The sequence below is a fragment of the Gallaecimonas aegicerasi genome (genome assembly GCF_045291545.1).
In the GTDB taxonomy this organism is placed as follows: domain Bacteria; phylum Pseudomonadota; class Gammaproteobacteria; order Enterobacterales; family Gallaecimonadaceae; genus Gallaecimonas.
The window spans coordinates 1224371-1250873 of record NZ_CP149514.1; the positions used below are offsets into that span (position 1 = coordinate 1224371).

22 protein-coding genes and 1 riboswitch are annotated in these 26503 nt (G+C 54.5%); of the genes, 14 read left to right on the top strand and 8 right to left on the bottom strand.

The annotated features are described in order from the left end of the window. Positions 1–17 precede the first annotated feature (17 nt). Together WDB70_RS06065 and WDB70_RS06070 are read right to left on the bottom strand one after the other, a co-directional pair. On the bottom strand, positions 18–1718 hold the full coding sequence (locus tag WDB70_RS06065) for a DUF262 domain-containing protein (RefSeq protein WP_406667616.1): 1701 nt from the start codon (positions 1716–1718) through the stop codon (positions 18–20). A gap of 93 nt (positions 1719–1811) precedes the next feature. Further along, on the bottom strand, positions 1812–3722 hold the full coding sequence (locus tag WDB70_RS06070) for an ATP-binding protein (RefSeq protein ID WP_406667618.1): 1911 nt from the start codon (positions 3720–3722) through the stop codon (positions 1812–1814). 1516 nt (positions 3723–5238) lie between these two features. Here WDB70_RS06070 and WDB70_RS06075 point away from each other — a divergent pair. Continuing rightward, complete coding sequence (locus WDB70_RS06075) at positions 5239–5733, top strand: acyl-CoA thioesterase (protein WP_406667620.1); 495 nt, start codon at positions 5239–5241, stop codon at positions 5731–5733. Between the two features lie 44 nt (positions 5734–5777). Then, positions 5778–5939: riboswitch (yybP-ykoY riboswitch) on the top strand. A gap of 7 nt (positions 5940–5946) precedes the next feature. Beyond that, entirely contained in the window at positions 5947–6510 is a 564-nt protein-coding gene (locus WDB70_RS06080; RefSeq protein WP_406667622.1) for a manganese efflux pump MntP family protein, read from the top strand. On the opposite strand, the gene WDB70_RS06085 is transcribed toward WDB70_RS06080, so the two are convergent. From WDB70_RS06085 to WDB70_RS06095, 3 genes are read right to left on the bottom strand one after another with little or no spacing between them, the layout of a single operon-like run. After that, positions 6507–8564: an acetyl-CoA hydrolase/transferase C-terminal domain-containing protein gene (locus WDB70_RS06085; RefSeq protein ID WP_406667624.1), complete on the bottom strand. Its 2058-nt coding sequence runs from the start codon at positions 8562–8564 to the stop codon at positions 6507–6509. The two genes, WDB70_RS06080 and WDB70_RS06085, sit on opposite strands and share 4 nt — an antisense overlap. Before the next feature lie 45 nt (positions 8565–8609). Next, positions 8610–9995: a PepSY-associated TM helix domain-containing protein gene (locus tag WDB70_RS06090; protein ID WP_406667626.1), complete on the bottom strand. Its 1386-nt coding sequence runs from the start codon at positions 9993–9995 to the stop codon at positions 8610–8612. Then, positions 9992–10543, bottom strand: coding sequence for a hypothetical protein (locus tag WDB70_RS06095; protein ID WP_406667628.1), 552 nt, complete (start codon positions 10541–10543; stop codon positions 9992–9994). The genes WDB70_RS06090 and WDB70_RS06095 overlap by 4 nt, the downstream gene beginning before the upstream one ends. A 152-nt stretch (positions 10544–10695) precedes the next feature. On the opposite strand from WDB70_RS06095, the gene WDB70_RS06100 reads away from it, so the two are divergent. The 3 genes from WDB70_RS06100 to WDB70_RS06110 are packed head-to-tail and all read left to right on the top strand — an operon-like array spanning position 10696 to position 13715. After that, complete coding sequence (locus WDB70_RS06100) at positions 10696–11343, top strand: CatB-related O-acetyltransferase (RefSeq protein ID WP_406668022.1); 648 nt, start codon at positions 10696–10698, stop codon at positions 11341–11343. Next, entirely contained in the window at positions 11337–12401 is a 1065-nt protein-coding gene (locus WDB70_RS06105) for a helix-turn-helix domain-containing protein (RefSeq protein WP_406667630.1), read from the top strand. The genes WDB70_RS06100 and WDB70_RS06105 overlap by 7 nt, the downstream gene beginning before the upstream one ends. 45 nt (positions 12402–12446) lie before the next feature. Beyond that, on the top strand, positions 12447–13715 hold the full coding sequence (locus WDB70_RS06110; RefSeq protein WP_406667632.1) for a hypothetical protein: 1269 nt from the start codon (positions 12447–12449) through the stop codon (positions 13713–13715). A 36-nt stretch (positions 13716–13751) separates the two neighbouring features. Here WDB70_RS06110 and metG read toward each other — a convergent pair whose 3' ends face one another. Continuing rightward, a complete protein-coding gene (gene metG, locus WDB70_RS06115) occupies positions 13752–15761 on the bottom strand; it encodes a methionine--tRNA ligase (protein WP_406667634.1) in 2010 nt (669 codons plus the stop codon). 112 nt (positions 15762–15873) lie between these two features. On the opposite strand from metG, the gene apbC reads away from it, so the two are divergent. The 6 genes from apbC to WDB70_RS06145 are packed head-to-tail and all read left to right on the top strand — an operon-like array spanning position 15874 to position 19717. After that, positions 15874–16920, top strand: coding sequence for an iron-sulfur cluster carrier protein ApbC (apbC, locus tag WDB70_RS06120; RefSeq protein ID WP_406667636.1), 1047 nt, complete (start codon positions 15874–15876; stop codon positions 16918–16920). Between the two features lie 45 nt (positions 16921–16965). Continuing rightward, entirely contained in the window at positions 16966–17601 is a 636-nt protein-coding gene (gene udk / locus WDB70_RS06125) for a uridine kinase (protein ID WP_406667638.1), read from the top strand. Between the two features lie 8 nt (positions 17602–17609). After that, on the top strand, positions 17610–18194 hold the full coding sequence (dcd, locus tag WDB70_RS06130) for a dCTP deaminase (protein WP_406667640.1): 585 nt from the start codon (positions 17610–17612) through the stop codon (positions 18192–18194). Further along, positions 18194–18610, top strand: a complete 417-nt coding sequence (gene arfB, locus WDB70_RS06135) for an alternative ribosome rescue aminoacyl-tRNA hydrolase ArfB (protein ID WP_406667642.1) — start codon at positions 18194–18196, stop codon at positions 18608–18610. Before dcd ends, arfB begins: the two co-directional genes overlap by 1 nt. A 43-nt stretch (positions 18611–18653) precedes the next feature. Beyond that, a complete protein-coding gene (locus WDB70_RS06140; protein ID WP_406667644.1) occupies positions 18654–19412 on the top strand; it encodes a lipase family protein in 759 nt (252 codons plus the stop codon). After that, positions 19409–19717, top strand: a complete 309-nt coding sequence (locus WDB70_RS06145; RefSeq protein ID WP_406667646.1) for a DUF2007 domain-containing protein — start codon at positions 19409–19411, stop codon at positions 19715–19717. Before WDB70_RS06140 ends, WDB70_RS06145 begins: the two co-directional genes overlap by 4 nt. Here the strand turns inward: WDB70_RS06145 and WDB70_RS06150 are convergent. Continuing rightward, complete coding sequence (locus WDB70_RS06150; RefSeq protein ID WP_406667648.1) at positions 19701–20555, bottom strand: tetratricopeptide repeat protein; 855 nt, start codon at positions 20553–20555, stop codon at positions 19701–19703. The genes WDB70_RS06145 and WDB70_RS06150 overlap by 17 nt on opposite strands. Before the next feature lie 143 nt (positions 20556–20698). On the opposite strand from WDB70_RS06150, the gene WDB70_RS06155 reads away from it, so the two are divergent. The 3 genes from WDB70_RS06155 (at position 20699) to WDB70_RS06165 (ending at position 25631) form a co-directional block, all read left to right on the top strand. Continuing rightward, complete coding sequence (locus WDB70_RS06155) at positions 20699–22906, top strand: S46 family peptidase (protein WP_406667650.1); 2208 nt, start codon at positions 20699–20701, stop codon at positions 22904–22906. Positions 22907–23039: 133 nt separating this feature from the next. After that, positions 23040–24257: a DUF945 family protein gene (locus tag WDB70_RS06160; RefSeq protein ID WP_406667652.1), complete on the top strand. Its 1218-nt coding sequence runs from the start codon at positions 23040–23042 to the stop codon at positions 24255–24257. A gap of 9 nt (positions 24258–24266) precedes the next feature. Further along, entirely contained in the window at positions 24267–25631 is a 1365-nt protein-coding gene (locus WDB70_RS06165) for an FG-GAP repeat domain-containing protein (protein WP_406667654.1), read from the top strand. Here the strand turns inward: WDB70_RS06165 and WDB70_RS06170 are convergent, their stop codons facing one another. Further along, complete coding sequence (locus WDB70_RS06170) at positions 25632–26501, bottom strand: TPR end-of-group domain-containing protein (protein ID WP_406667656.1); 870 nt, start codon at positions 26499–26501, stop codon at positions 25632–25634. Positions 26502–26503 lie beyond the last annotated feature (2 nt).

Here is a 26503-nt window from a genome sequence, read left to right on the forward strand (position 1 = left end):
CCTACTGCCTAACCTTGTTATATTTTCCATATCTCGTTATATGCAACCTCTGCCATTCTGTCCGCATGATCGAAAACAATCTCTGGTGTCCAGTAATTCGACTTGGTGACAAACTCGCTGAGAGAATAGCCCCGTTCTTCAAGAATACGCTTTTTATCAATAAAGCTTTTGTTGTCTAATTTACCATTCATCTTTTGATCTAAAAATATCAAGTTGCCCAAGCACCCAACCGATGACTCCTCCCAGTCATCTTGGCCCATCTTGTCTTGTGGACACAGGTGCTCAATCGTCAATTCATCGAAATCCACTGGATACTTGTATGAATAATGCAATGAAAACTTTTCCAATATATATCTAACTAGATTCTTCTGTTTCGAGTTTGAGTTGGTATAAATAACCTCCTTAAAGGCAACCTTAAACTCATCAAAAGAAGGGCGCTTTTCTCTTAACTTATTCACGAATTCTGATATAAGGTCTGCCGCAGATTGAGAGTCAGAACAGTTGAAAAGCCTGATTGCAAACGATGAATACATGGCTGAAATTCCGCCGGATGACCGAGAGGAGGTTATAGCGGTAAACAAAAAATGAAATTTTTCAATTGCGCTCAAAGCGTCACGAAGTTTTCTATATTTTATAATATTGTTTTTATATGATCTCACCAGAGACATTGTTGCAGGAGTTGGTTGAGATAATTTAAACAGTTGAAGCGCATAGAGAGAGTCAGAGACTTCAGACTCATTCTGTGTCCACTCAAAATTCTCCTCATGTATAGAACGGTATATCTTTGAGTCTGAGAGCAGAGCGTCCAAATAGTCTTTAGCTTTTGACTTGGTGATATCTTTCTTGATTTTTGGAAATAATTTCTTTAAAGGCACAGCCTCGTATCGAGATGCCCAAAAGTGGTAAATGAAGTTATCTGACGATATATCTGATGAAGAATTATGAATAGTGTCGAGTAGAGATGACCACTTTAGCTTCGTGTGATCTACGTCTCCCTTTGACTTGAGGTGTTTAGAAAAATGGTTTTTTACCAAGTCAGTTAGAGCCAAATCTTTTCCTCTCGTATTGAGAGTTTCAAATATTAAATAGGCATCATCTTCGTTGTCAAGGGTGATAAATATCAAATTTAGGTTTAGAACCGAATCTCTTAGACTTAAGAGCTTTTCGATCTTAAGATCGTTCTTATTTTCCGACTTGATAGAGGCATCCTGATCAATCGCACTTACTACGGACCCAACGAGCTTATTGAACCTGGTATGTGCATTCTTTAGATTCCTCTCTTCCATTTGAATATCTATGATCAACTCAGGATCATCATCGAATTTCTGAATATGTTCTTGGAAGTAAGGGAATGAGGTTTCTGTTTTTAAGACATATTCATTTTTGTTGTTTCTATCCTTTCGTTCAATTAGCTGATGTACTCCTTCAGCAAGATCTTGAGATCCCGCATTGAGAAAGTAATCCCTAATGACGCAAAGCAATATAGTTATGGTTGTTAATCGCTGCTGCCCATCGACAACACCATACTGCTGCTTATCCTTTTTATAGACTACCATTGATCCAATAAAATAATCATCGGACTGATTAACTACAACGTCATCCCAAAAATCGTTTAGGTTCTCATCATCCCACGAGTATGGGCGTTGAAATCGAGGAATATGGAAATATGATCCTACTAGCAAACTTTCAATGTCTGTATCTTTTGATTCGATTTTCATTATTTCCTAATACTCTATTTATAGATGTTGGCACGAAAAAATATAAAGCCTAAAGGACAGGCGCAGCTTTGCTGTGTCCTGTGCCTTTACTTGTTATGCTTTTTTCTCAAAATCTATTACATTTTGCTGGTTTTTTACGTCTAGCTCCTTGCGCCTTTCTTCTAGAAATGGAGCTCCTTTCACTCTGTCATATAGCTTCAATAAGCGACTTTTAGCTCTAGATATCACGACTTGGTAATCTAAAGGCTGGATGGTGCATCTATCGTTATTCTCTTTTCTGGCATCACGTTCGAAAGGATCAATTTCACTCCCCAACACAAAGCACGTTACTTTTGTATCCCTGCTAATCAATCCCTTTCTGAGCAACTCACTAACATAACGCCAACATTGTGCTTTCTCGTCCGTACTTATGGCTATCCCTGGTTTTTTTAGTTCTACGACGACGAGTCGATGAATGCCTATCTCGCCGCCATCATCGTCATATTTATGGTATGAGTAACTACCCACTGTACTTTCAGGTAGCACTGCAAAATCTGGCCTATTCCTGCTTCCCTTTATATCAATATTAAAAAGGTTTTGTATTACTTTCGTCATTCCTTCGTTAGAAGTAAATTCGATCGTTTCAAATTCAGGGCCAAATATCCACAATCCCTGATGAAACAGAGGTTGCAAGTCCTGAACTTCTTTTGTATTTACGTCTAACACCCTCTCTCGCAACTCATCAAGCAACTTCAATCTTATTTGAAGCTCATCTAACACTTCTTTTGCTAGATCCAGGCTCCAATCAGCCAAGATATTATGCAGATTATCAATTTGACTAGAATCGAGCTCGTGCAATTTACTAATAAGAGAATACTTGGTGTCTGACTGCTCCATTTTTATTAAAATTCCAGATAGTTTGAGCAAGTCCTTTTCATTTAAATTTGTGCACTCGCTTTGTATCTTGGTTACAAATTTTTCCCATCGCTCCACTCTTAGTGGAGTTAATTTTCCCAACTCTCCAGAATGCGCTTTTTTAACATTTGAGAATACCCGCTCTCTCTTTTGTTTGGTTTGGCCAAATATATGAGTCTTTACAAATTCAAAAACCTCGTTACGTGCCTCCTCAAACTCTGGGGTCATATTGAAACCTGTCCAGTCTTGCTTGACAGAATCAGTGCGGGCTAGAAAATCAGCATCAATTATAAATGTGTGGCGTTTAGCTTCAGACGACCTTCCGTCAATAATTTCATCGAACCCATAGCTCTTCCAGTCTGCTTCCCCAACTAAGCGGCCATTAACATGCCATGCTATCCCATGCTGCTTAGTTGTTTTGTCTGCATCACTTGTATCGATTATGACAATATTAATTACGTCACCAGATTTAAGATTAATACTATGTTGAGCAATATTTTCAGCAGGAATATGTGAAAAGTTAACTTTTACACCGTTTACAATGCAGGTAAAAGAAGGGTCAGTTAAGAACCTCATGCCAATTTCAGAACGAACTGTTTCCTCTCCTATTCGTACCGAAGAGTCTTCTCTAACAAATATCTTAGTTCCCTTTTCCCTGACAAAAGTATGTGGCTGAAGTTTGACCAAAGAGAAAGGCGACTCTCCACTCCCTGGCTTTATTTGATATTCGATCTGCTCCTGATCCTTATTGGAAGCAACATAATAAGATTCACCGAAACAAAATCCAGCAAATCTCCCAACACCATTTTTTCCAAATACTGTACGATTTCTATTATTTACTAAAACGGTATTACCTTGAGTACCGATTCGATCATAAGCAAGCGTCCTCCATCTAGACGTAAATTCTTTTTCAGTTAAACCACATCCATTGTCTTCGATTGAAAAGAACTGTTCATTTTCTTTTGTCGGCCACGTAATTATTACTTCACTAGCACCGGCATCCCATGCATTTGCAACTAGTTCAACGATCGCAACTTTAGAGTCATGCAATATAGATTTACCAACTAGTTTTTCTAAGAAATTAGGCCCAAAAAGGCATGATTGCTCCATCTAGATATTCTCCTTAGTCATGATTGCTCCATCTAGATATTCTCCTTAGTCATGATTGCCTAATAATAGTTATGAAGTCGGACTTTATTAACAACTTATATTAATCAATACCTTGTAGACAGCCTATCGGAATATATGAGCCAAGGGTGGGTAATAAAGGTGTCAGATTGTCACACCTCGGCCGGATAGACTGTCTTCCCACCCAAAAACCTGAACGACGCAACCCACTCTCTGATTGTTTGCCATGCCTGCTGGTGTGGCTCTTGGAACCCCTTTAAGTGCAGCGCCGGGGTGGAAGCTGCGATAGGGCCGTTGAGCCAGGGAAGGCGAAACAGGTGAGTACGTGTCGGGACACGCGTACGAGCCGGTGCCCGGCAAGCGGCTTCCAGCACGGTTAGAGCGTAACGCTGGGGTGGCCTTCTTTCGGTTCCTTTCTTTGGCCAAGCAAGAAAGGAACACGCCCGCCGGTGCGGGAACCGGCAAACAAATAGTTGTGCCGCAGGCACATCAAAGCCTATTTGGATGTTCCGCTTACTCAATGGTCGGTGCTTACCGGCTTTATTGCAGGGGCGCCCCTGCACGCGCCTGACTTTTGTGGGGCAAAAGTCAGCAAACCCTCGCCCATGTTCCGCGCTGACGCTGTGTTCGTCATTCCCGGCTCACCGGTTCATACGTATGTCCCGACACGTATTCACCTGCTTCGGCGTCCTGCCTCAGCTGAACCTCCATTCCTGCCACAGCGGCGCTGCACTTAACGGGCAGAAAAGCAAACAGAAGACCGCAGTCACAATTATCAATAGCGAGTGAATCATAGCTGGACAAAACCTGCCTGCTAGTGCGGGAACCGGCAAACAATGAGCTGTGCCGCAGGCACATCAAAATCCAGTATTTATTGCAGGGGTGCGCCCCTGCACGCGCCTGACTTTTGTGGGGCAAAAGTCAGCAAAACCCTAGCCCATGTTCCGCGCTGACGCTGTGTTCGTCATTCCCGGTTCACCGGTTCATACGTGTATCCCGACACGTATTCACCTGCTTCGGCGTCCTGCCTCAGCTGAACCTTCATTCCTGCCACAGCGGCGCTGCACTTAACGGGCCGAAAAGCAAACAGAAGACCGCAGGCACATCAAAATCCAGTATTTATTGCAGGGGGGCGCCCCTGCACGCGCCTGACTTTTGAGGGCAAAAGTCAGCAAAACCCTTGCCCATGTTCCGCTAGCGCTACACTTAACGGGCGGAAAAGCAAACAGAACACCGCAGTCACACTACCAAATAGCGAAGCGAATCAGAGCTGGCCACGCTACCGCCCCTGCGTTACGGGCCGCACTGTCCCTGACATCCCTGTTTTGTACCACCTTACGCGCTGTGGGCGGTGGGGCCAGTGGTGTTGCCTGCTTTTGTGAATGGCGTCACCAAATGCGTTATAGATGAAGCGCTTAGGCGTTAGGGTAAGGTCGCTCTGGCAGGGTTTGGCGGGGGCTGTTAAGGTGCGGCGAGGATTGATGGAGAGTAAAGGCGTATGAGTACAGGCCACGAACTCAGCATGACAGTGCTGATGACGCCCGACATGGCGAATTTTTCCGGCAAGGTGCATGGCGGCGCCTTGCTGTCGTACCTGGACAAGGTGGCTTACGCCTGTGCCAGCCGTTATGCCGGCGCGTATGTGGTGACGCTGTCGGTGGACCGGGTAATGTTTCGCCAGGCCATTAATGTCGGGGAGTTGGTGACCTTTCTGGCGGCGGTCAATTACACCGGTAATACCTCCATGGAGGTGGGCATTAAGGTGATCACCGAAGACATTCGCAATAAGGTGATGCGCCACACCAACAGTTGTTACTTCACCATGGTGGCACTGGACGACGACGGTAACCCCATGCCGGTACCGCCGCTGACCCCAGAAACGCCGGAAGAAAAACAGCGTTTTGAAGCGGCCAAGCTGCGCCGCAAGTTACTGCGTGAGCAGGAGGCGGCGCACGACGCCATCAAGCACGAGGTCAAGCAGCTACCGCTATGAGGGCGTTTTATTCGCTTGCGGATTGTTGTTAGACTGCCGGCTCGATTGGGGAGTAGCCAACCTTCCGCCCCGGAAGGTGCCCGCTGTCAACATTCTCGGCCCTCATGGCCGTGGCACGGGCGACCGCAAGGTAGGTGAGACCAACGGCTTCTACGCGCCAGCAGGCCGGGCGCGCGTGTTGCCGTTGTACTACTGCCCGGCGAAGGAATACCCGTGACCTTTTTCTCGTTAGTACTGATTGCCTTTGCCATGTCCACGGACGCTTTTGCTGCGGCTGTGGCCCGTGGTGCCAGCTTACGCCAGCCGCATTTTCCCCAGGCACTGAAAACCGGTTTGCTGTTTGGCGTGGTAGAAGGCTGCACGCCGCTGCTGGGCTGGTTTATTGGCAGCCGTACCAACCATTTGCTGGCGCAGTGGGACCACTGGATTGCCTTTTTTCTGCTCCTGGGCCTGGGTTTGAAGATGATCCACGAAGGGCTGCAAGCCCCGGATACACCGCGCCCGGCTCGCCGTGGGGTGCTGATGACACTGCTGACGGCCATTGCCACCAGCCTGGATGCGCTGGTGGTGGGGCTGGGCTTTGCCTTTATTCAGGTCAATATTGCGGTGGCGGCCACCCTGATTGGCCTGGCAACCATGCTGATGGTGACGCTGGGCATACTGATCGGCCAGCGCCTGGGTGCTTTACTGGGCAAACGGGCCGAGATCCTGGGCGGCCTGGTGCTGATTGTGGTGGGGGCCGTTATTTTACGTGAACACCTGGCCGGTTTGGCCTAATACAGGCTGAGTATCAGCCGCCGGTACAGGCGCTGGCGCCAGTTTTGCGGGTGGCTGAGGCTCAGGTGCGCCAATGCGGCCTGGCCTTCCTCGCTTGTTTGCGCCCGCAGCAGTTGCCAGAGGATCTGTGCTTTACCGCCGAGGCTGCGGGCGCGCTGTTGCAGGTTTTGTAACTTGCCTGCCAGCGCCAGTTCGGCCTCGGTCAGTTCGCTGCCAAAGGGCAGTTGCGGCAGGTGCTCGGCAAAGGGCGCCAGGGCATGGTGCAGGCGCTCTGGCAGGTTGTTACGGTAACGCGCCGGCAGCTGGTAGTGAGCCGGTAGCTTACCGGCCTTTTGCGCCTGGGCGATAAGGGCATCCTGAAAGCGACTGTCGGCAATTTTGACCATGACATCTATGCATTCGGCGTCGCTTTTGCCACGCAGGTCAGCAATACCGTATTCCGAGATAAACATATCCCGCAGGTGGCGCGGAATGGTGCTGTGGCCGTATTCCCAGATAATGTTCGATTCCAGTGTTTTGCCGCTGCCGCGGGTGGCTTTAACCAGCAGTATCGAGCGGGCATCCGGAAGCTGGTGAGCCATGGCCACAAAGTTGTACTGGCCCCCCACACCACTGACTACCTGGCCGTCTTCCAGCTGGTCAGATACTGCATGGCCCAGCAGCGTGGCTTTCATGGTGATATTGATAAAGCGGGCTTTTTGCCGCTGTAACTGCTCCAGCCGGTAGTGGGTATAAATGCGGTTAACTTCTGCGACGCTGGTCATGCCAATCAAGGCCCGGCGGGCCGGCGTTAACTGCCGTAATTTTTCATAAAACACGCTGGGGCCAACAAAAAAGGCGCCGTGCATGGCCACGCCGCCGCAAAGTGGCCGGCCCTGACTGTGGCGGTTCAGCGCGGCCAGGGTGGCAGGGTCATCCAGATCGTTAGGCAAGGTTACGCCGTCGGCCAGTAACTGCTCGCCAGTGAGCGCCAGATCGGCAATGCCAAAACGGCTTAACCAGGCCAGGTTGCCGGTGGCCAGCTGGCGGGGCAGGGCGGCGCGTAGCTGGGTGAAGGTGTCGTGGCCCAGTGGGCTGGTTATGGCGCCCTTGTTCACCAGCGCTTGCAGGGTTTCATCTTCGTAGACCACGCGGTTAACCAGGCCTTTTTCAAACAGGGTTAACAGCGGGTAGGAAATCAGCTCACTGGCCACATAAAGGCCATTATTGAGCGGCGCGGCCCCCGGCTCATCAAGGGCCGCAAGGGCGGCGTTGTAGGTGGAGTTATTCTGCTGGCGCAAGTGCAGACCCTGCACGGCGGCATCAGCCAGGGCACCAATGCCGACCTGCAAGGTGCCGCCATCGTCTACCAGCTGCGAGGCGCGCAGGCCTATAGCGTAATCGAGCGTTTTGATGGGCTCTTGTGGGGTGGCAAACAGGGGGTAGCCAGGGTCGGCGCTGTCGAACACTTCATCAAAATAGTGCCGGGGTACTTCGGCGTCGCCGGGCATGTAGGGCATTTGCCGGTTTACCTCGGCCAGTATCAGGCAGGGGCGATTGGCAGCACGCATCGCCGGCACCACTTCCAGGGTCAGATCGGGGTTGGAGCCGAGACTTAGCAGCTGGCCGTCGTCACTGATGGCAACCGCCTGCACCAGCAGGTTAACGCCACGGGCAAGAATGTCGCGCCCGGCATGGGTGTAATTGCTGGAAATGTAGTGTTGCTGGGCACGGTTGTTACCGAGAATGCCACCGGAGCGGGTGTAAAACTCCATCACCGTGACGTTATCGGGCAATTGCCCGGCGTGCTCGTCGGTCAGGTAATCCAGGTGCGGGTAGCCGGCCCAGATACGCTCGCGCAGCGGCGCCAAAAAACGCTCCTCCAGCTCACTTTTGCCCTTGGGCGGGTTCAGCGACAAAGCGGTGATCAGCGTGAGCTGAATGTGCGGGTGCGTTTTGGCGTGCTGGTACAAAAGGTTGAGCAAGTGATTGGCCTTGCCAACACCCAGTGGTGCGCCTACCACCCATTGCGTGCCAAGGGTTTGTTCCAGTTTATTGAGCAGTTGCGGTGACATGGGCAACTCAGGGCCATCCGTTGATGGCCCTAAGCTACCAGATTTTCAGCGCCGGGCCAGCCAGGCAAACAGCAAGGCGGCGGCCAGTAAGCTGCTGTTAATCACCAGTATCGGTGCGGCCAGCACCAGCCCCCACTGGTAGACATGGCTGGCCACCACGGCCAGTGCCGCAACACTGTTGGCCCATAACAGTTGCCGGCGGGCCAGGGCAGGGGCATTACGCCACTGGGCAAAGGCCATGGCCAGTACCAGCAGCAATAGCCACAGTAACGCGGGGGCGTGCTGAGTCAGTAAGGCGCTGACGGCACTGAGGCTGAGTGCCAGCGGTGCCCCCCAGACCAGGCCAACCCAGAGGTTATTGAGGGCATCGCGGTGGCGGCGCTTGTTGAGCCAGATGTTGATACCGGTTGCGCAGACCACCGTCAGTGCCAGCCCCAGCAGCAGGTAAATTACCCGCACTGCCGGGCCACCGAAGTGGCCAAAATGCAGCCGGTAAATGGAAAACAGCAGCTGCCGGCCAGCGGCACCATCGGCAAAGCCCACCTTGTCAATGAATTGCCCGGCGCTGGTGTAACGGTACTGTTCGGCGTAGATCAGCCGATCGCGGTGGCGAGCGCCAATCAACAAGTATTGCTGGGCGCTGCCGGCGTTTTCCAGGGTCACGTAGATGGCGGGCGTATCAGGGCTGCGCCGGGCAAGATCAGTCAGGGCGGTAGCAATGGCGGCTGGCTGCCAGGGGGCTTGTAGCTCTGGTTCAGCGCCGAAAGCGGCGGCCATGACCTTGCTTTGATCGCCCTGATAGTACACCTGCGCCAACAGAGCCAGCAGCAGTGCCGCCAGGCCAAAATAGGCACCGGTGGCGCCAAACATCAGGTGAAACGGGGCTCCCCATACTGACAAGCGGTTGTGCAGATCACTTTGGCGCTGCTTTTGCCGGTAAGAAAAGGCGTCTTTGACAATACGCCGGTGCGCCATCAGCCCGGAGATCACCAATGCACAGAGCACAATACCGGTCAGGCTGACCACCAGCATGCCGTAGCTTTCGGGCAGTAATAAATACAGGTGCAGCTTGGCCAGTAAATCACGCCAGGGGTGAACAACCGGCGCGGTGAGCTGGCCATGTTGGTTGAAGTAATAATCCTGTTGGCCGTCACCGATGCTGGCCCGGGGAAAATCCTGGCGTGGCAGTAACAGGTAGAGGTGGTCGGCCGTGGGATGATGTTGCTGTAAATACTGGCGGTAGGCCGCTTCGACAGCACCGGGTGACAGCGTGGCAACTTCGCTGAGCTGTGGTTGTTCCCAGCGATCAAAAGTGGGGTAGATCACCGCCAAAGTACCCGACAGGCAGACCAGATACAGCAACGCGCCAGCCAGCAGGCCAAGCCAGCTATGGCTATTGAGGGCGCGGCGGGTAGTGGCAGGAGCAATCATAACAGCCACCATGCCGACACGGCGCCGCTGAGGCTCAACAGCGACAAGGTTCGCAGTTCCCGCTCGCGGCGGCACAGCAGGTAAGCAAAGGTGCCCCAGCACAGTGGCAGCAGGCAAACCACCAGCGCCATTTGATTGATGTTACTGGTGGGCAAGCCGCGTACCAGGGCAATGCAACAGAGCGCTGACACCAGCCCGGTACCGGCCAGGGCCAGTAACAGCAGGCCGTGGTAAGCCAGTTGCCGTGGCCGCGGCCAAGCCAGGGAGCGGCTGGGCATCGCTATTGTGGTGTGGCGTCGCCAATCGCCGGTGCCGGCAATCCATAGCCAGGCCAGCAAGGCCGGTATGGCCAGGCTAAGGGTTATGCCCAACTCATTACCCAAAGCCCGCGCCCAGGGCAGGGCGGCGGCCAACAGCAGCAGCCAGGCCAGGGGAGCCTGCCAGCGCTGGCGACGGTGGCGCCAGTAATAATAAAGCAGGCCAATAGCGCAGCTTTGCAGCAATAACGCCAGCAGCAGGGCTGCGGCCGTCAAAGGGTTACCGGGCATGGTCTTTTCACAACAGTCACATGATGCGGCACATGCTAATGATAATTGTTATCAAGTGCAAATATTGCGTTACGTCCTGTTACAGAGCCGGTCTGGCAGGGGCCGCGACTGTGGCTGATAATAGCGGCATCTTCATTGCTGGAGGCGCAGCCTTGGGCCCGGATCCACAACAGCCTTGCCCCATTGATGGCGTTGAACAGGTGGTGTTTTTAAAAAACATCGTGCGTTCGGCAGCCATTAAAGTCGGTGATTACACCTACATTGATGACCCGGACGGGACACGGGATTTTGAGCGCAATGTGCTCTACCACTTCCCGTTTATCGGTGACGAGCTGCATATCGGTAAATTTTGCGCCATTGCGCGGGATGTAACCTTCATCATGAATGGTGCCAACCACCCGATGAGCGGCTTTTCTACCTACCCCTTTTATATCTTTGGCAACGGTTGGGAAGCCGTAACACCGGCGCCAGGCACCTTGCCATACAAGGGCAATACGGTGATCGGCAATGATGTCTGGATAGGTTATGGCGCCACCATCATGCCCGGTGTCAGTATTGCTGACGGTGCCATTATTGCTACCAAGAGCGTGGTCAGCCGGGATGTGCCGCCTTATGCCATTGTGGCCGGTAATCCCGCTGAAGTGGTGCGTTACCGCTTTGATGAAGCGACCATCGCGCGGCTGTTGGCATTGGCCTGGTGGCACTGGGATATTGCCAGCATCAGTGCGGCGCTGCCGGCGATCACCGAGGCTGATATCAGCGCCCTGGAAACCCTGGCGACGCAGGGTTCGGCATGTTGATCACGCCGCTGACACTACTACCGGTTAACCTGCTGGAGCTGGTTTTTCTGGCGCTGGCGGTGTTTTCAATGCTGGTGTTGTGGCCGCACCGGCGGCTACGGCCCGTGGTGGCGCTGTTAGGGCTGCAAGCGGCCTTACTGCTTTGCAACCTGCTGGAAGAAAACGGCGTACGGTTTCTGGGCTACCTGTTAACGCCACTGTTTAGCTGGGTGTTCGGGCCGGCGTTTTTTCTTACCATCAAGGGGCTGGTCTATGGCCCGGATAAACTGCCCCGTGTTGATGCGCTGCATTTGCTGCCAGTACTGCTGGCGCTACCTTTTAGTGGCCAGGTGCAGTGGCTGCTGGCGCTGGGCAGTGTTTCGCAGATTGTCTATCTGGCTGCCAGTGCCCGTTTGCTGCGCCATTATCACCGGGCCGTGCAGGCCAACCGCGCCGATGCCGACCGGCTGGCGCTGAACTGGCTGTTGTGGACCTTCGTGGTATTGGTGGCGCTGGTGCTCTTGGATCTGGCGCGCATTAACGCGCAGCCGTATTTTTCTTATGCATTGAATAACCAGCTGTACCTGCTGACCAAGTCGGCTTCGCTGTTACTGACCCTGTGGCTGGTGTTAAGGCTGTTGCGCCAGCCGGAGATCTTCAGTGAACTGGCCGCGTTTGATGCCCAGCAGACAGAGCCAGAAGTGCGCGCTGATAATGCTGAGGCGGCGCCGGTATTTCGGCAAATTGCCGATTTGATTGGCCAGCAGCAGCTGTATCGCCAGCCACGCTTGGCATTAAACGACGTTGCCGAGCTGACCGGGCTGTCCAGCAAGGATGTGTCCTGGGCCATTAACCAGGGCGCCGGCATCAGTTTTTGTGCGCTGGTTAACCGGCTGCGGGTGCAGGCGGTGTGTGAAGCCATGGCGGCCGCGCCAGAGGCCAGTATCCTGAATCTGGCCATGGATGCCGGCTTCAATGCCAAGTCTACTTTTAATGCAGCCTTCAAGGCGGAGACCGGCCTGACGCCGTCGCAATACCAGAAAAACGTCCAGAAAGACGATTCTGGACGCCAACACTGAGGCTGGACGCCATCCTCCGGGGTAACAAACGAACCCGGAGGACTTATGAAACCCTTTTTTCTTGCCATGATGCTGGCGCTGCAATTTCCGGCCGTTGCCGGGCCACGTCTACCGGCGCCTTTTACGGCTGAGCAAGTGCAGCAATGGCAGCAGGATCTGAGTGTCTTTGGTGAGCAGTTGCAGGCGCGCCATATTGACCTGTATCACCGCATCAGCAGCCAGCGTTTTCATGCCCAGCTCAATCAGCTGATGGCGCGCTTGCCGCTGATGAACCGTTATCAGCTGATGGTGGGCCTTAAGCGCCTGGCCCGGCAGGTGGGCGATGGCCATACCATTGCCGGCCCCTGGGCGAATGATATGTACCGCTTCCCGGTGCGCTTTAAACGGTTTGCCGACAACAAGGTGTACCTGATTGCTAGTGGCGCTACCGCCAAACCGTTACTGGGGATGGAGCTGGTGAGCATAGACGGCACAGCAATTGGCCAGGCGTTAGTGCTGGCGGCCGGCATTGCCCCAACCGGTTCTGCCAATGTGCATGCTGAGCGGGGCGCCAGTGCCGGGGTGTTCAATAAATCGGACCTGCTGTTTGGGCTGGGGCTGCTGCACCATCTGGATCGGGTGATCTATACCCTCAAAGACAGTGCTGGCAAGCGCCACCGCCTGGCGCTGACGGCGCTGGCGAACAGCCCTTATCAGCAGGCCATGCGTTACCGGCTGCGCCATGCCCAGCATTATGGCTTTACACCGGTATATCAGGCCATGCCGGGGCTGAGCCTGGCGGTCAACCCGGCACTTAAGGCGGCTTATATCGACTTTTCCCGCTACCCGAAGGACTTGCCTGGGATGTTGCAGTTTGCCGGGCAGGTGCGCCAGGCCATAAATCAGCAGCAGTTGCGCCGGTTAGTGATTGACCTTCGCCACAATGGCGGTGGTGATTTCTTTTTGGGGCTGGCGCTGGCTTCGCAGCTGATCACCCTCGATCAGCTGGACTGGCGCCATGGTATTTATGTGTTGATCAGTAACGCCACCTTTTCTGCCGGTGCCTCCAATGCCATTCAGTTTCGCCAGATCCTCAATGCCAAGCTGGTGGGGCAGGCAACAGCCGGTAACCCCAATGGCTACCAGGAAGCCAGTGTGTTCTACCTGCCCAACAGTCACTGGCCGGTGCAGTACTCCAAGCGCCTGTATCGCTTTACCATGGCAAAAACCGCCGGAGTACAGCCCGACAAGGCCATTGCCATGCCATGGCCGGCCTACCGTCAGGGTAAAGATCCGCAGCTGGCCTGGGTGCTCAAAGACATGGCGCAGCACTGACAAAGACAAAAAACCCCGCATTTAGCGGGGTTTTTATTACTTCACGCGCATACCGGGCTCGGCACCGTCGTCCGGGTGCAGTACCCAGAGATCCTTGCCGCCGGGGCCTGCTGCCAGCACCATGCCTTCGCTCATGCCGAAGCGCATTTTGCGTGGCGCCAGATTGGCTACCATCACCGTCAGTTTGCCTTCCAGATCTTCAGGCGCGTAGGCCGACTTGATACCGGCAAACACCTGGCGGCTTTCGCCACCGAGATCCAGTTGCAGGCGCAGCAGTTTATCGGCGCCTTCGACGTGTTCGGCCTTGGCGATGCGGGCAATGCGCAAATCCAGCTTGGCAAAGTCATCAAAGCTGATTTGTGGGCTGATGGGTTCATCGGCCAGCGGCCCGCTGACTACCGGCGCTGTGGTTTGTTTTGAGGCTTCTACCATGGCGTTGACCTTGTCGCTGTCGATACGGCTCATCATCGGTTTAAAGGGGCTGATGCTGTGGTTGGTCAGCAGCTGTGCGCGGTTGTCCCAACGCAGTTCCACGTTCAGGAAGGCTTCAACCTTCTCTGCCAGCACCGGCAGTACCGGCTTAAGGTACGTCACCAGTACCCGGAACAGGTTCAGGCTCAGTGAACAGACCTGATGCGCTTCTTCCAGCGTGTCGTCGTTTTTCACCAGTACCCAGGGGGCGGTGTCGGCGATATAGGTATTGGCTTTGTCAGCCAGGGCCATGATCTCACGCATGGCGCGGCCAAACTCGCGGCTCTCAAAGGCGGCAGCAATATCATCACCCTTGGCGACAAATTCATCATACAAGGCGGTGTCAAACTGGCTTGCCAGCTTGCCGTCAAAACGCTTGGCAATGAAGCCGGCGGTGCGCGAGGCGATGTTAACCAGCTTACCGACCAGATCAGAGTTCACCCGCTGGGTGAAGTCGTCCAGGCTCAGGTCCAAATCGTCAATGCGGTGCGACAGTTTGGCTGCGTAGTAATAGCGCAGGTATTCCGGGTCCAGGTGGTCCAGGTAGGTGCGGGCTTTGATGAAGGTGCCGCGCGACTTGGACATCTTGGCACCGTTGACGGTGACATAACCGTGGGCAAAGACGTTGCTGGGTTTACGGAAACCGGCGCCGTCGAGCATGGCTGGCCAGAACAGGCTGTGGAAATAGATGATGTCCTTGCCGATGAAGTGGTACACCTCGGCGCTGGAGTCTTCTGCCCAGAAGTCATCAAAGTTCAGACCGTTTTTGTCACACAGGGCTTTGAAAGACGCCAGGTAGCCGATAGGGGCATCCAGCCACACATAGAAATATTTGCCTGGGGCATTGGGGATCTCAAAACCGAAATAGGGGGCATCGCGGGAAATATCCCACCGTGCCAGGCCCTGCTCGAACCATTCTTCGAGTTTGTTGGCCATTTCGTTTTGCAGCGAGCCGGAGCGGATCCAGCTTTTGAGCATGTCGGCAAAGGCCGGCAGGTCAAAGAAGTAGTGCACCGAGTCCTTGAGTACCGGCGTGGTGCCGGATACCACCGAGCGCGGATCTTTCAGATCCACCGGCTGATAGGTGGCACCACAGACTTCGCAGTTGTCGCCGTTTTGGTCTTCAGCGCCACACTTGGGGCAAGTACCTTTAACGAAGCGGTCTGGCAGGAACATCTTTTCCTGCGGATCGTAAAGCTGGGAGATGGTTTCGGTTTTGATATGGCCGGCGTCATTGAGGCGGTTGTATATGAGCTCGGCAAAGGCCTTGTTTTCGGCGCTATGGGTGCTGTGGTAATGGTCAAAACCGATATGAAAGTCAGCAAAGTCGGCCTGGTGCTCTACCTGCGTTTGGGCAATCATCTGCTCCGGGCTGATGCCTTGCTCACGGGCCTTGAGCATGATCGGCGTGCCGTGGGCGTCATCGGCACAAACATAATAGGCTTCATGGCCACGCAGTTGTTGAAAGCGCACCCAGATGTCGGTCTGGATGTATTCCAGCATATGGCCCAGGTGAATGGGACCATTGGCATAGGGCAGGGCGCTGGTAACCAGAATGCGGCGCGAATTTGCCATCTCTACTCGCTCTTGCTGTTGTTGGGAAACAAAGCCGACAGTTTACGCGAAATTTTCGTGCCGTTGCACCTTGGTGCTATGCTGGCGGCATCTGCAAACAGTCTGTGTAGCCATGCGTTTTTTCAAAGGAAAACAGGATGAGCGGGCGCCCATCACATTTGACGGCGTACTGTGCCCGCTAACCGGCCGGCCTCTGGCGGAGGTGTTACTGGCCATGGAAGACAGTGCCGACAGCCTGCGTTTGACCCTGCCATACCCTCCAGCTGCCGTTGCCTCGGAGCTGGAAGAAGCCTTAAAGCCACAGCTCGGCGGCCGTGTTCTGCACCTGGAAGGGCAGTTGCCGGTGTACAAGAAGCGCCTGGGTGGCATCAAGAACATGATTGCGGTGGCCTCGGGTAAGGGGGGCGTGGGTAAGTCCACTACCACCATCAACCTGGCATTGGCCCTTTATGAGCTGGGCCTGAAAGTGGCGGTGCTGGATGCGGACTTGTTTGGCCCTTCACTGCCGATGATGCTTGGCACCCTCGACGAACACCCGGAAAGCCCTGATGGCAAAACCATGCTGCCGGTTGCGGCCCATGGTTTGCTGACCCAGTCCATCGGCTATCTGGTCAACGCCGCCGACGCTGCTGTCTGGCGTGGCCCCATGGCCAGCACGGCACTATTGCAACTGGTCAATGAAACACGCTGGCCGGACGTGGATCTGATGCTCATCGATATGCCGCCGGGCACCGGCGACATCCAGCTGACGGTATCGCAAAAGCTGCCGCTAACCGGCGCGGTGATTGTTACCACGCCGCAGGACTTGGCTCTGGCCGATGCCATTAAGGGCATCAATATGTTCGAGAAAGTTGATGTGCCGGTGCTGGGGCTGATTGAGAACATGAGTTACCACCATTGCCCGCAATGTGGCCATCATAGCCACCTGTTTGGTGTGCATGGCGGTGCCGATCTGGCAGAGAAAAAAGGCGTGCCGCTACTGGCCGAAATTCCGCTGACCCAGGCCATTCGCCAGTTCAGTGACAGTGGCGAGCCGATTGTCGTTGGCGAGCCGCAGTGTGAAGAAAGCCATGCCTATATCCGTGCGGCCCGGCAGCTACTGGCAGAGCTGGTAAAAAGGCCGGTACCGGCACAACCTATTGATATCAAAATGGTGTAGAATTCCCGGCAATTTTTTTGCCCAGACCAGATGAGATTCGGTGCCATGCCTGCGGAACAGCCTTGCGTCATTATCGGTATTGCTGGCGCGTCAGCGTCCGGTAAATCATTGATTGCCAGAACCATTTTCAATGAACTTAAAGCCGAGGTAGGCCGTGAGGAAATTGCTGTCATTACCGAAGACAGCTACTACCGCGACCAGAGCCACCTGTCGATGGGAGAGCGGGTTAAAACCAACTACGACCACCCGCAAGCCTTTGAGCATGATCTGCTGGTACGCCAGCTTCAGGCTCTGAAAAACGGCGATGCCGTGCAGATCCCGGAATATTCCTACGAGCATCACACCCGCAAGGACACCAGCCACACGGTAACACCGAAAAAGGTGATCATCCTTGAAGGGATCCTGCTGTTGTCTTATCAGCCGCTTCGGGAGATGCTGCAAGCGTCGGTGTTTGTAGATGCGCCGCTGGATATCTGCCTGATGCGCCGGTTGCTGCGGGATGTGGCAGAGCGTGGCCGCACCATGGAATCGGTACTCAAGCAGTACATGGAAACCGTGCGGCCGATGTACATGCAGTTTATTGAGCCATCCAAGCAATATGCCGATATTATCGTGCCCAGAGGCGGTAAAAACCGCATTGCCATCGATATGCTAAAAGCCAAAATTCGTCAGCATCTGTAGGAAACGCCATGCGTCTGTGTGATACCGATATTGAGCGCCACCTGGCCGAAGGCCGCATTGTGTTGGACCCGGCGCCGGGTGCCGATGCCATCAGTGGCGTCAGCGTTGATGTGCGTCTGGGTCATCAGTTCCGGGTTTTTCAGGCACATACCGCCCCGTACATTGATTTGTCCGGGCCGCGTAGTGAAGTCAATGCGGCGCTAGAGCGGGTCATGAGCGATGAAATCACCATTGCCGATGGCGAGGCGTTTTTTCTGCATCCAGGTGAACTGGCACTGGCGACAACCTATGAGTCGGTGACACTGCCGGACGATATTGTTGGCTGGCTGGATGGTCGCTCCTCACTGGCGCGGCTGGGGCTGATGGTGCATGTTACGGCGCATCGCATTGACCCGGGTTGGAGCGGCCGTATCGTGCTGGAGTTTTACAACTCCGGCAAATTGCCCCTGGCGCTGCGCCCGCGCATGAAAATCGGTGCCCTGAACTTTGAAACCATGAGCGGCCCGGCGGCCCGCCCCTATAACAAGCGGGTGGACGCCAAGTACAAGGATCAGCAGGGCGCGGTTGCCAGCCGTATCGATCAGGATAACTGATGCTGGTGTTATCAAGCCGGGTCACCATACCGGCCAGTGAGTTGCACTTTTCTGCGCAGCGTTCACAAGGCGCCGGTGGCCAGCATGTCAACACCACGGATTCATCGGTACAGCTGCGCTTTGATTTTGAAGCATCGGCGGCACTGCCGGAGCATTACAAAGAAGGCTTGCGACGCATGCAGTCGCACCTGATCAATGGCTCGCAAATTCTGATCCGTGCCCAGCAGCACCGTTCTCAGCATATGAATAAGGAAGTGGCGCTGGAAAAACTGCGAGCCCTGCTGGAAAAGGCTGCCGAACGCCCGAAAACCCGCCGCGCCACCCGCCCCACCCGGGCTTCCAAAGAGCGCCGGATCAAAAGCAAGAAGGGCCGCGGCCAGGTCAAGGCTGCCCGCGGTAAAGTGCGGCTCGACTAAAAGGCGTCTATGGTCTGATTATCAGGGCCATCAGGACGTTGCTGTGACCTTTTACAACCACTCCCGACAATTTAACCGTGCCAATGCAGCTCATTTAAGTGCCTTGTGCGCGGCGCTGGCAGCAGGCCAGCACCCGCCGCCGGTGAAGGTGCAGCAGCATCTGCGATTGGGCCTGAGCATCCACCCGCGCCATCTGATCGCCACAGTGCATTGCCATTACCACAATACCCGCCAGTGGGCGACCGATCTGACGGCATTGCTGACGCCGTGGCCACAGCGCAGCCCGATTGGCCGTGTCCATCTGGGCTTTTTGCAAGACGCCCAGGTGGTATGCCAGTGGCTGCTTGCAGCGATCCGCCAGTATCAGCACAGCGGTATGACGTTGTGGCTAACCGGCCACGGCAGCGGTGCGGCGGTAGCGACACTGGCCACCGCCATATTGTTGCTGGAACATGATATGGACGTACAAGGGCTTTGTACCTTTGGCAGCCCACGCTGTTGTGACCGCACCATCAGTGCCACCCTTGAAGGATTGCTGGCACCACGGCTGTGGCGGTTGGTCAATGATGAGGACATTATCAGCCGGCTGCCGCCGCGCTGTTTTGGCTACCGCCATGTTGGTGAGCTGTTTTATATCGATGCTACAGGGCAATTACAATTAACGGCGGCGGTGCCTTGGTGGGATGGTTTCTGGGATCGTTGCCGTTACCATGGAAACTGGCTTTTCAGTAAAGACATCAACACGATAGAAGAGCATAGTGTAGAAACTTACGCGCAATTTTGTGAGCGAGGCAAAGCATGACAGACAGCCTGCTTTACACTGCTGCCAATACCATTGAAGCGCATGTGCTGGCGGGGTTACTGCGCGGCGAAGGGATCAAGGTACGGCTCGACAGTGATCTGTTGATGGGGGGCGTGGGCGATCTGCCGACCGAAGTACAGCAGGTGCGGATTTGGTGTTCGCCTTTTCATCTGGATGCGGCCAAAGCCATTTTGGCCGATCACTTCGAGAACAAAGGCGGCGACTGGTACTGTCGCCATTGTGGTGAAGCCAACGGCGCCGCCTTTGAACTGTGCTGGCACTGTGCCTTTAGTAGAGCAGGGTAAAGAGCTTGCGCCGATAGGTGGCGGCAAGTGCATTGCCCTGGCCAAGCGCGGCGAGAATATCCAGGCAAGTCTTTTTCGCTTCACCGTCCTGGAAGTGCAAATCCTGCTGCAAAATGGTCAGCAGGGCTTCTAGTGCCTCTTCATTGCGCCCCACGGCATGTAGCTGCACAGCCAGCTTCAGCTTCAGGCTGTTATCGTCTGGGGCCTCGGCCAGTGCCTCTGTCAGGGCGCGGATCTCTGGGGTGTCAGCTGCATCTTTTTGCAATTCCAGCTCAGCGATTGCGGACTTGTAGGCGCTGTCCTGCTCGGCCATGGGAATGGTTGCCAGCAGGGTTTCGGCTTCATCCAGGCGCTTTTCTTTAAGGTAGGCACTGGCCAGGGCGATATTCAGTGGGTGCACATTTTTGGCACCGGGCAGGGCGTCAGTGAGCACTTTAATGGCCTCACTGTTGTTACCGTCAGCCAGCAACTGCTGGGCGCTGGCCAGTGCCTCTTCAGCTGGATCTGGCAGGTATTTTGCCAGCAGTGCTTCAATAGTGGCTTTGGGCTGTGGGCCGGCAAAGCCGTCAACCGGCTGGCCATTTTGCAGCAGGTAAACGGTCGGCACCGACTGGATCTGAAACTGCGCTGCTAGCATTTGCTCGGCATCACAGTTAACACGGGCCAGGGTAAAGCGGCCCTGATATTGCTGTGCCAGTTCTGCCAGTGTCTGGCTCAGCTCGTTACAGGCGGGGTGATCCGGCAGGTAAAATTCCACCAGCACCGGTTTGCTCATGGAGCCTTGCAGGAGAACATCCTGAAAGTTCTGGGTGGTTACATTGACAGTATGTGCACTCATAACAGATTCGTCTTATGGCTTTGCTGAGCAATATGGGGGCCAGTGGCCGGCAAAACAAGACCAATGTTGCTGCAATAGCGTTGCCGTAACGTTAATACTTTGGCACTCTTCGTTGAGATAACATCACAGCAATGGAGAAAGCCGTGTTTAAACGTCTGTTACCGCTCGCCTTTGTTGCCAGCTCGGCGATAGCGGCGGAGGGCATGTGGATGCCCAGCCAGTTGCCGCAAATGGCCACCACACTCGAAAAAGCCGGCCTGCAGGTGCCCCCCGCGCAGCTTGCCGACCTTACCAAAGCACCGATGAACGCCGTCATCAGCCTCGGTGGCTGTACCGCCTCTTTTGTTTCGCCTGACGGCTTGGTCGTCACCAACCATCACTGCGCTTATGGGGCTATTCAGTACAACACCACGAAAAAGCGCAACCTGATCCGCGATGGTTTTCTTGCTCACAAACATAGCGAAGAGTTACCCGGTGCTCCGGGCAGCCGTATTTTTGTGACCGAGTCAATGACCGATGTCACCGCCAAAATGACTGCCGGGCTTGACCAGTTGCACGGGAAAAAGCGTTTTAACGCGCTGGAAGATAAAGAAAAGGCACTGGTAGCTGACTGTGAGCAGGATGAGAATTACCGTTGCAGCGTGTTCAGCTACTATGGCGGTGCGCAGTACTGGCTGCTCAAACAGTTGGAGATCAAGGATGTGCGCCTGGTCTACGCGCCGGCAGAGTCGGTGGGTGTTTTTGGTGGTGACATCGATAACTGGATGTGGCCGCGCCAGACCGGTGATTTTTCTTTCTACCGGGCCTATGTGGGCAAAGACGGCAAGCCGGCACAATACAGCAAAGACAATGTGCCGTTTCACCCCAAGCACTACCTGACCATTAACGGCAGTGGCGTTAACGACGGCGACTTTGTGATGGTGGCGGGTTACCCCGGTTCTACCAACCGCTACCGCACCGCCGATGAAGTCAAATTTGCCATCAATGACTATTACCCGGCCATGCAGCAGCGCCTAGCGCAGCTTAATGATGTGATTGGTGCGGCCTGTAAAGGGGATGACGATGCCTGCATCAAATACGCCTCTTATCGTCAGGGCCTGAAAAACTACGCCAAGAATTTTCAGGGGCAGCTGGAAGGCTTTGCGAAAAGTGACCTGATTGCCCGCAAGAGTGCCTTGCAGCAGCAACTGCAGCAGTGGGTTAATGCCGACACCGGGCGCCAGCAGCAATACGCTAAGGCGCTGACGGACCTTGATAGCCTGATCAGCGAATCACAGGCGCGGGAACGGCGGGCCATGCAGCTCAACCAGCTATGGAACAGCCAGCTATTTGCCACGGCTTATCGTTTGTACAAGTGGAGCAAACAACAGCAGCTGCCAGATGCCAAACGTGAACCGGGTTACCAGAACCGTGATCGCGAGCGCCTGGTTGCGGGCTTGCAGCGCCTGGACCGCCGCTTCAGCCCGAAAGTCGATAAGGCGCTGTGGCTCTACGGCCTGAAGCACTATGCACAATTGCCCGCAGCTGAACGCTACCAGGCCGTTGATAAGGCCCTGAATGTGAGCGGTGGCATGGCCGCCATCAAGTCTGCGGCGGGGCGTTTTTATGCCCACACCACACTGACTGACAGCAAGACCCGGCTGGCCTGGCTGAACAAGAAGCCACAGGCCTTTAAAGACAGTAAGGATCCTTTCATCAAACTGGTGGTGGCCAGCTTTGCGGCCATTCAGGCCGATCAAGATCAGGACGATGCCATGAAAGGGCGCTTCCTGGCGGCCCGCCCGGCTTATATGGAAGCCTTGATTGCCTATAAGAAAACCCTGGGTGAGCTGGTGTACCCGGATGCCAACTCCAGCCTGCGGGTAACCTACGGCCACATCAAAGGCTATACCCCGGCCAAGGGCACTATTACCCATGCTCAGGATGGTGCCATCTACAACCCGGAGGGCGTGTCACGCTATCTGCCGTTTACCACCTTGCAGGGCATTGCTGCCAAGAACACCGGTAAAGTGCCCTTTAATGCGCCGTCAGCGGAGCTGAAGCTCATTGCCGAAAAGGACTACGGGCCTTACTACATGAAGGCAGTGGACTCGGTGCCGGTCAACTTCCTGTCGACTGTCGATACCACCGGCGGCAACTCTGGCTCACCGACCCTCAATGCTAAAGGGCAGTTGGTGGGATTATTGTTTGATGGTACCTATGACTCCATCAACTCTGACTGGGACTTTACCAGTAGCACCCGCTCTATCCATGTGGATACGCGCTACATGCTCTGGGTGATGTCAAAACTCGATGGTGCTGACAACCTTATCAAGGAAATGCATATCGTTGATCTGCCTGCTAAACAGTAACGGGATCACAAATTACAGCCCGGCCAGGTGCCGGGCTTTTTTGTGCCTGTACTTAAGGCTTTACAATGCAGTAACATGGCCAGGCCTGTGACAAAGACCGTTTAAAAAACGGCGATAGACAAGGGATGAGGCTTTGAAAAAAATCATTATCAGCGGCGCTTTGCTTGCAGCCGGGATGGTTGGCGCAACCTACTACATGGGGCAGAAGGCCAAACAATCGTATCTGGACTGGCTGAGCCAGGTATCAGCCAATTCAGAACTGCAAGCCAGTAACAGCGATTACCAAAGCGGCTTGCTCAGTGCCAGTGCTACGACACACCTGCGGGTCAAAGAGCCTAAGCTGGCGCAGATCCTGTCAGAACATGGCCTGCCAACGGTTCTGGAGCTACAACACCATTTCCAATTTTTACCCTGGCAAGCCTCGGCGCAGACTCAGCCGGTATGGCAAGGCCAGGCGAAAAGCCTGAAAGCCTTGTTCGGCGACTCAGCAACACCGGCGGTTGCCAATTACACCCTGTCCTTGCTTGGTGGTGCCCAGCTGGATCTGCGCTTGGATATGCTGCAATGGCGCTCCGGTAATGATTCCTTACGGTTGTATCCACTGGATTTGCAGATCGCCGGTCAAGGCAAGGCGCGTCACGCGCAGCTGAACTGGAATGGCCTGGAATGGCAGCAAGCAGCAAATCGTCTGGTACTTTCCGGTTTTAAGTTTGACAGCCAGGGCAGTAGCCAACGCCAGTGCCGGGCGCAACTGGGCACCATGACCCTGAATCAGGGCAATACCTTCTTTAGCCTCAACGGCCTGCAGGTTGACAGCGAAGTGCGTGAGCACGGCAATGACATTGACCGCAACAGCCAGTGGCGAGCCGACGATGCCAAATACAATGCCGATCGCTTCAGTCAGCTGGCGCTGGATCTGCAAATGAAAAACTGGAACCAGCGGCAACTGGCTGACACCCTGCGGGAAATGCTGATTGTGCTGACGGACCGTCAGGATGATGGCGATGAATTCTTGCACAGCTTTACGGAGTTATTGGGCAAAGGTGGTGAAATTCACTTCGACAACCTGAAACTGGTAGCCAGTAACGGCGAACTGAGTGGTCAGGGCTACCTGAAACTGAAAGCTGGCAAAGTTGACAGCCTGTCGCAGTTTATGGCGCAAAGCGAAGGGGAAGTGCAGTTGTCAGTGCCGCGCCATCTGGGCTCGCTGGAACCGATTGACGAAGATATTTTGCACGTGTTGAGCGAGCGAGGCTGGGTAAAAGATGACAATCAGCAGTTGCAGCTGAATTTTCAGATCAATGGCAGCCAACTGACCTTAAACCAGAAAACCCTGGCCACGGCACTGTAAAGGCACCCAATGAAACGCTACCTGCTGCTCGCCTTGCTTACTACCAGTGTCAACGCCGCTGAGCCAGTACGCTGGCGTCAAGTGGCACTGCCAGCACCGGCTAACGGTGATTTGCAGCAGACTGATGAGCAGCTGCTGGTAGCCGGTGAAGATAAACAGCAGCGCTTTTTAACCCGCATCGATACCCGGAGCTGGCAGGCCAGCGCTATTACATTGCCGCCAGGAGCTGATCATTTCTGCACTCTGGCTGACGGCAAAGTGCTGCTGTTTGCCGGTAACCAGGTTTACCTGGCCGGGCGCTCACAGCCACTGGGTAAGATTGACAGCTACTGGCTGGGCCAGGCCGGAGGCCGCATACGAGCGGTATCCTGGTGCCATGGCCAGCAACTGCTGGTGCCGGGCTTTGTGGCTTTACGGGTTTATCAGGTTGGTGATGAAGGCCTGCAATTACAAGCTACGTTGCCGGTACCCGTGATGACAGATCTGGCTAATGGCGGGGTTCGCTATCAGGCACCGAAGCGTTTCTGGGCGGATGTGAACCTCGATGGCAAGGACGATCTGCTGGTAGAGCAGGGCCAAGGCTTGCAACTGTATCTGGCTACGGCCGACGGTTTTTTGCCGCAAGCTATTTCCTTTGCTCCGGAGCTGGCGTTGACGCCACCGGCCCGCCGCGCTTTTCGTACCGGCGATGATTTTTCCAAGCTACGCATTCGTTCCGTGGAAAAACTGGTGGACCTCAACGGTGATGGCCTTAGCGATTTGATCATCGAAAACCTGTCATCAAAAAGTCTGCTGGACCAAAACATCAGCTATGAGCTGCACCTGGGCAGAAAAACCGAAAATGGCTTGGCCTTTACGGTTACCCCGGATAGCCGTTTTAACGCCGAAGGTGTGCCTTTTGCCCTGAATCTGGCCGACGTTAACGGTGATGGCCGCCAGGATCTGTATTCGTCGTCGGTCAAAATGGGTCTGGGCAAAGTGGTGTCAGCCCTGCTGACTGGCAGTGTCGATGTTGACCTGCACCTGGAGCAACTGGACCGGCAGGGCCGGCTACAGGCGGTGGGTAAAGGCATTGAAGCGCAAATGGCGGTATCGATTGGCTCCGGCCAGTTCAGTATCCCGCTGATCGCGGCAGTGACGCTGAAAACAGGAGTAACCATGGCGGTGCAGGATGACGATAAATCCTTGTTGCTGTATCGCCTGGTAGGTAAACAGCTCAAGCGCTATCAAAAACTAACCTTGCCGCTTCCCAAAGATGGCAGTCGCTGGCGTACCGGCCGCGGCTATCTGGCGATTTTTCCCGGGCCTCAGGACAAAACCGCTAATCACCTGCTGCTGGTCGGTGATGATCTGCCCAGCATTGCCGAGCCCTGATCAGGCGACTTCCACCAGCGTTTGAAACTCTGGCGTATCTTGCAGGCTGTCAAAGTCCTCTTCGTCGCGGGCACTTTCTTTGAGCGCTTCTGACAATTCAATGGCCTGGGTCAGATCCGACAGAGCCCGTTCTTTTTGATTGAGCCCTGCCCAGGCACAGGCCCGTTGGTACAGGGCATGGGCGTTTTCATGATCGACCGCCAGAACCTTGTTACAGATACTCAGCGCCCAACGCCGCTCGCCCATCATCAGTGCGGCATCGGCCTTATGGGTGAGGGCATCCAAATCTCCTGGGCGCAGTGACAGGATCTCGTCATAAATCTCGATTTTGTTCTGCGGGCTGGGGTCCTGCGAGGCCTTCAGCCACAATGAGTGAATATCGTTCAGTTTTTCGATTTCCCGGTGCTGATCAGAAATGGCTGAGGTTTTACGGCGTAATTCCTGTTCGAGTTTTTTCAGACGATTTTCATAAAGCTGAGTCAGGCGGGTGATTTCTTCATTGGCGAATTTCTTGGTGTTGCGTTTGATATCGCGCAGGCTTTGCCAGCCCACCAGCGCCAGCAGGGAGGCGCCTCCGGCGATCAGGTAGAAAAAGTATGAGACGGTGTTGGAGGAGTAACTCATAGCCCGCTCAGACAGGTTGATATCCCGCTGAGTCACTTCCTTGTTGACCGAAATTTTGAAGTCGGCCATTTCCATGCGCATGCTTTTCAGCTCATCAAGGATGTAGCGCTCCATCAGGGGTGGCAGATTGCTGCGCTTGCTGGCGACGGTGGCTTTGTTTTGTTCTTCCTTTTTTGCGGCAGCAGGTGGCTGTGCCGCCATCAGTGGCAAGGCAACCAGTGGCAGGATCCAAAACAAGCGGCGCATCA

Coding starts and splice junctions, on each gene's coding strand:
- WDB70_RS06065 (WP_406667616.1), bottom strand. CDS start 1,718: ATGAAAATCGAATCAAAAGATACAGACATTGAAAGTTTGCTAGTAGGA.
- WDB70_RS06070 (WP_406667618.1), bottom strand. CDS start 3,722: ATGGAGCAATCATGCCTTTTTGGGCCTAATTTCTTAGAAAAACTAGTT.
- WDB70_RS06075 (WP_406667620.1), top strand. CDS start 5,239: ATGAGTACAGGCCACGAACTCAGCATGACAGTGCTGATGACGCCCGAC.
- WDB70_RS06085 (WP_406667624.1), bottom strand. CDS start 8,564: ATGTCACCGCAACTGCTCAATAAACTGGAACAAACCCTTGGCACGCAA.
- WDB70_RS06090 (WP_406667626.1), bottom strand. CDS start 9,995: ATGATTGCTCCTGCCACTACCCGCCGCGCCCTCAATAGCCATAGCTGG.
- WDB70_RS06095 (WP_406667628.1), bottom strand. CDS start 10,543: ATGCCCGGTAACCCTTTGACGGCCGCAGCCCTGCTGCTGGCGTTATTG.
- WDB70_RS06105 (WP_406667630.1), top strand. CDS start 11,337: ATGTTGATCACGCCGCTGACACTACTACCGGTTAACCTGCTGGAGCTG.
- WDB70_RS06110 (WP_406667632.1), top strand. CDS start 12,447: ATGAAACCCTTTTTTCTTGCCATGATGCTGGCGCTGCAATTTCCGGCC.
- metG (WP_406667634.1), bottom strand. CDS start 15,761: ATGGCAAATTCGCGCCGCATTCTGGTTACCAGCGCCCTGCCCTATGCC.
- apbC (WP_406667636.1), top strand. CDS start 15,874: ATGCGTTTTTTCAAAGGAAAACAGGATGAGCGGGCGCCCATCACATTT.
- udk (WP_406667638.1), top strand. CDS start 16,966: ATGCCTGCGGAACAGCCTTGCGTCATTATCGGTATTGCTGGCGCGTCA.
- dcd (WP_406667640.1), top strand. CDS start 17,610: ATGCGTCTGTGTGATACCGATATTGAGCGCCACCTGGCCGAAGGCCGC.
- arfB (WP_406667642.1), top strand. CDS start 18,194: ATGCTGGTGTTATCAAGCCGGGTCACCATACCGGCCAGTGAGTTGCAC.
- WDB70_RS06145 (WP_406667646.1), top strand. CDS start 19,409: ATGACAGACAGCCTGCTTTACACTGCTGCCAATACCATTGAAGCGCAT.
- WDB70_RS06150 (WP_406667648.1), bottom strand. CDS start 20,555: ATGAGTGCACATACTGTCAATGTAACCACCCAGAACTTTCAGGATGTT.
- WDB70_RS06165 (WP_406667654.1), top strand. CDS start 24,267: ATGAAACGCTACCTGCTGCTCGCCTTGCTTACTACCAGTGTCAACGCC.
- WDB70_RS06170 (WP_406667656.1), bottom strand. CDS start 26,501: ATGCGCCGCTTGTTTTGGATCCTGCCACTGGTTGCCTTGCCACTGATG.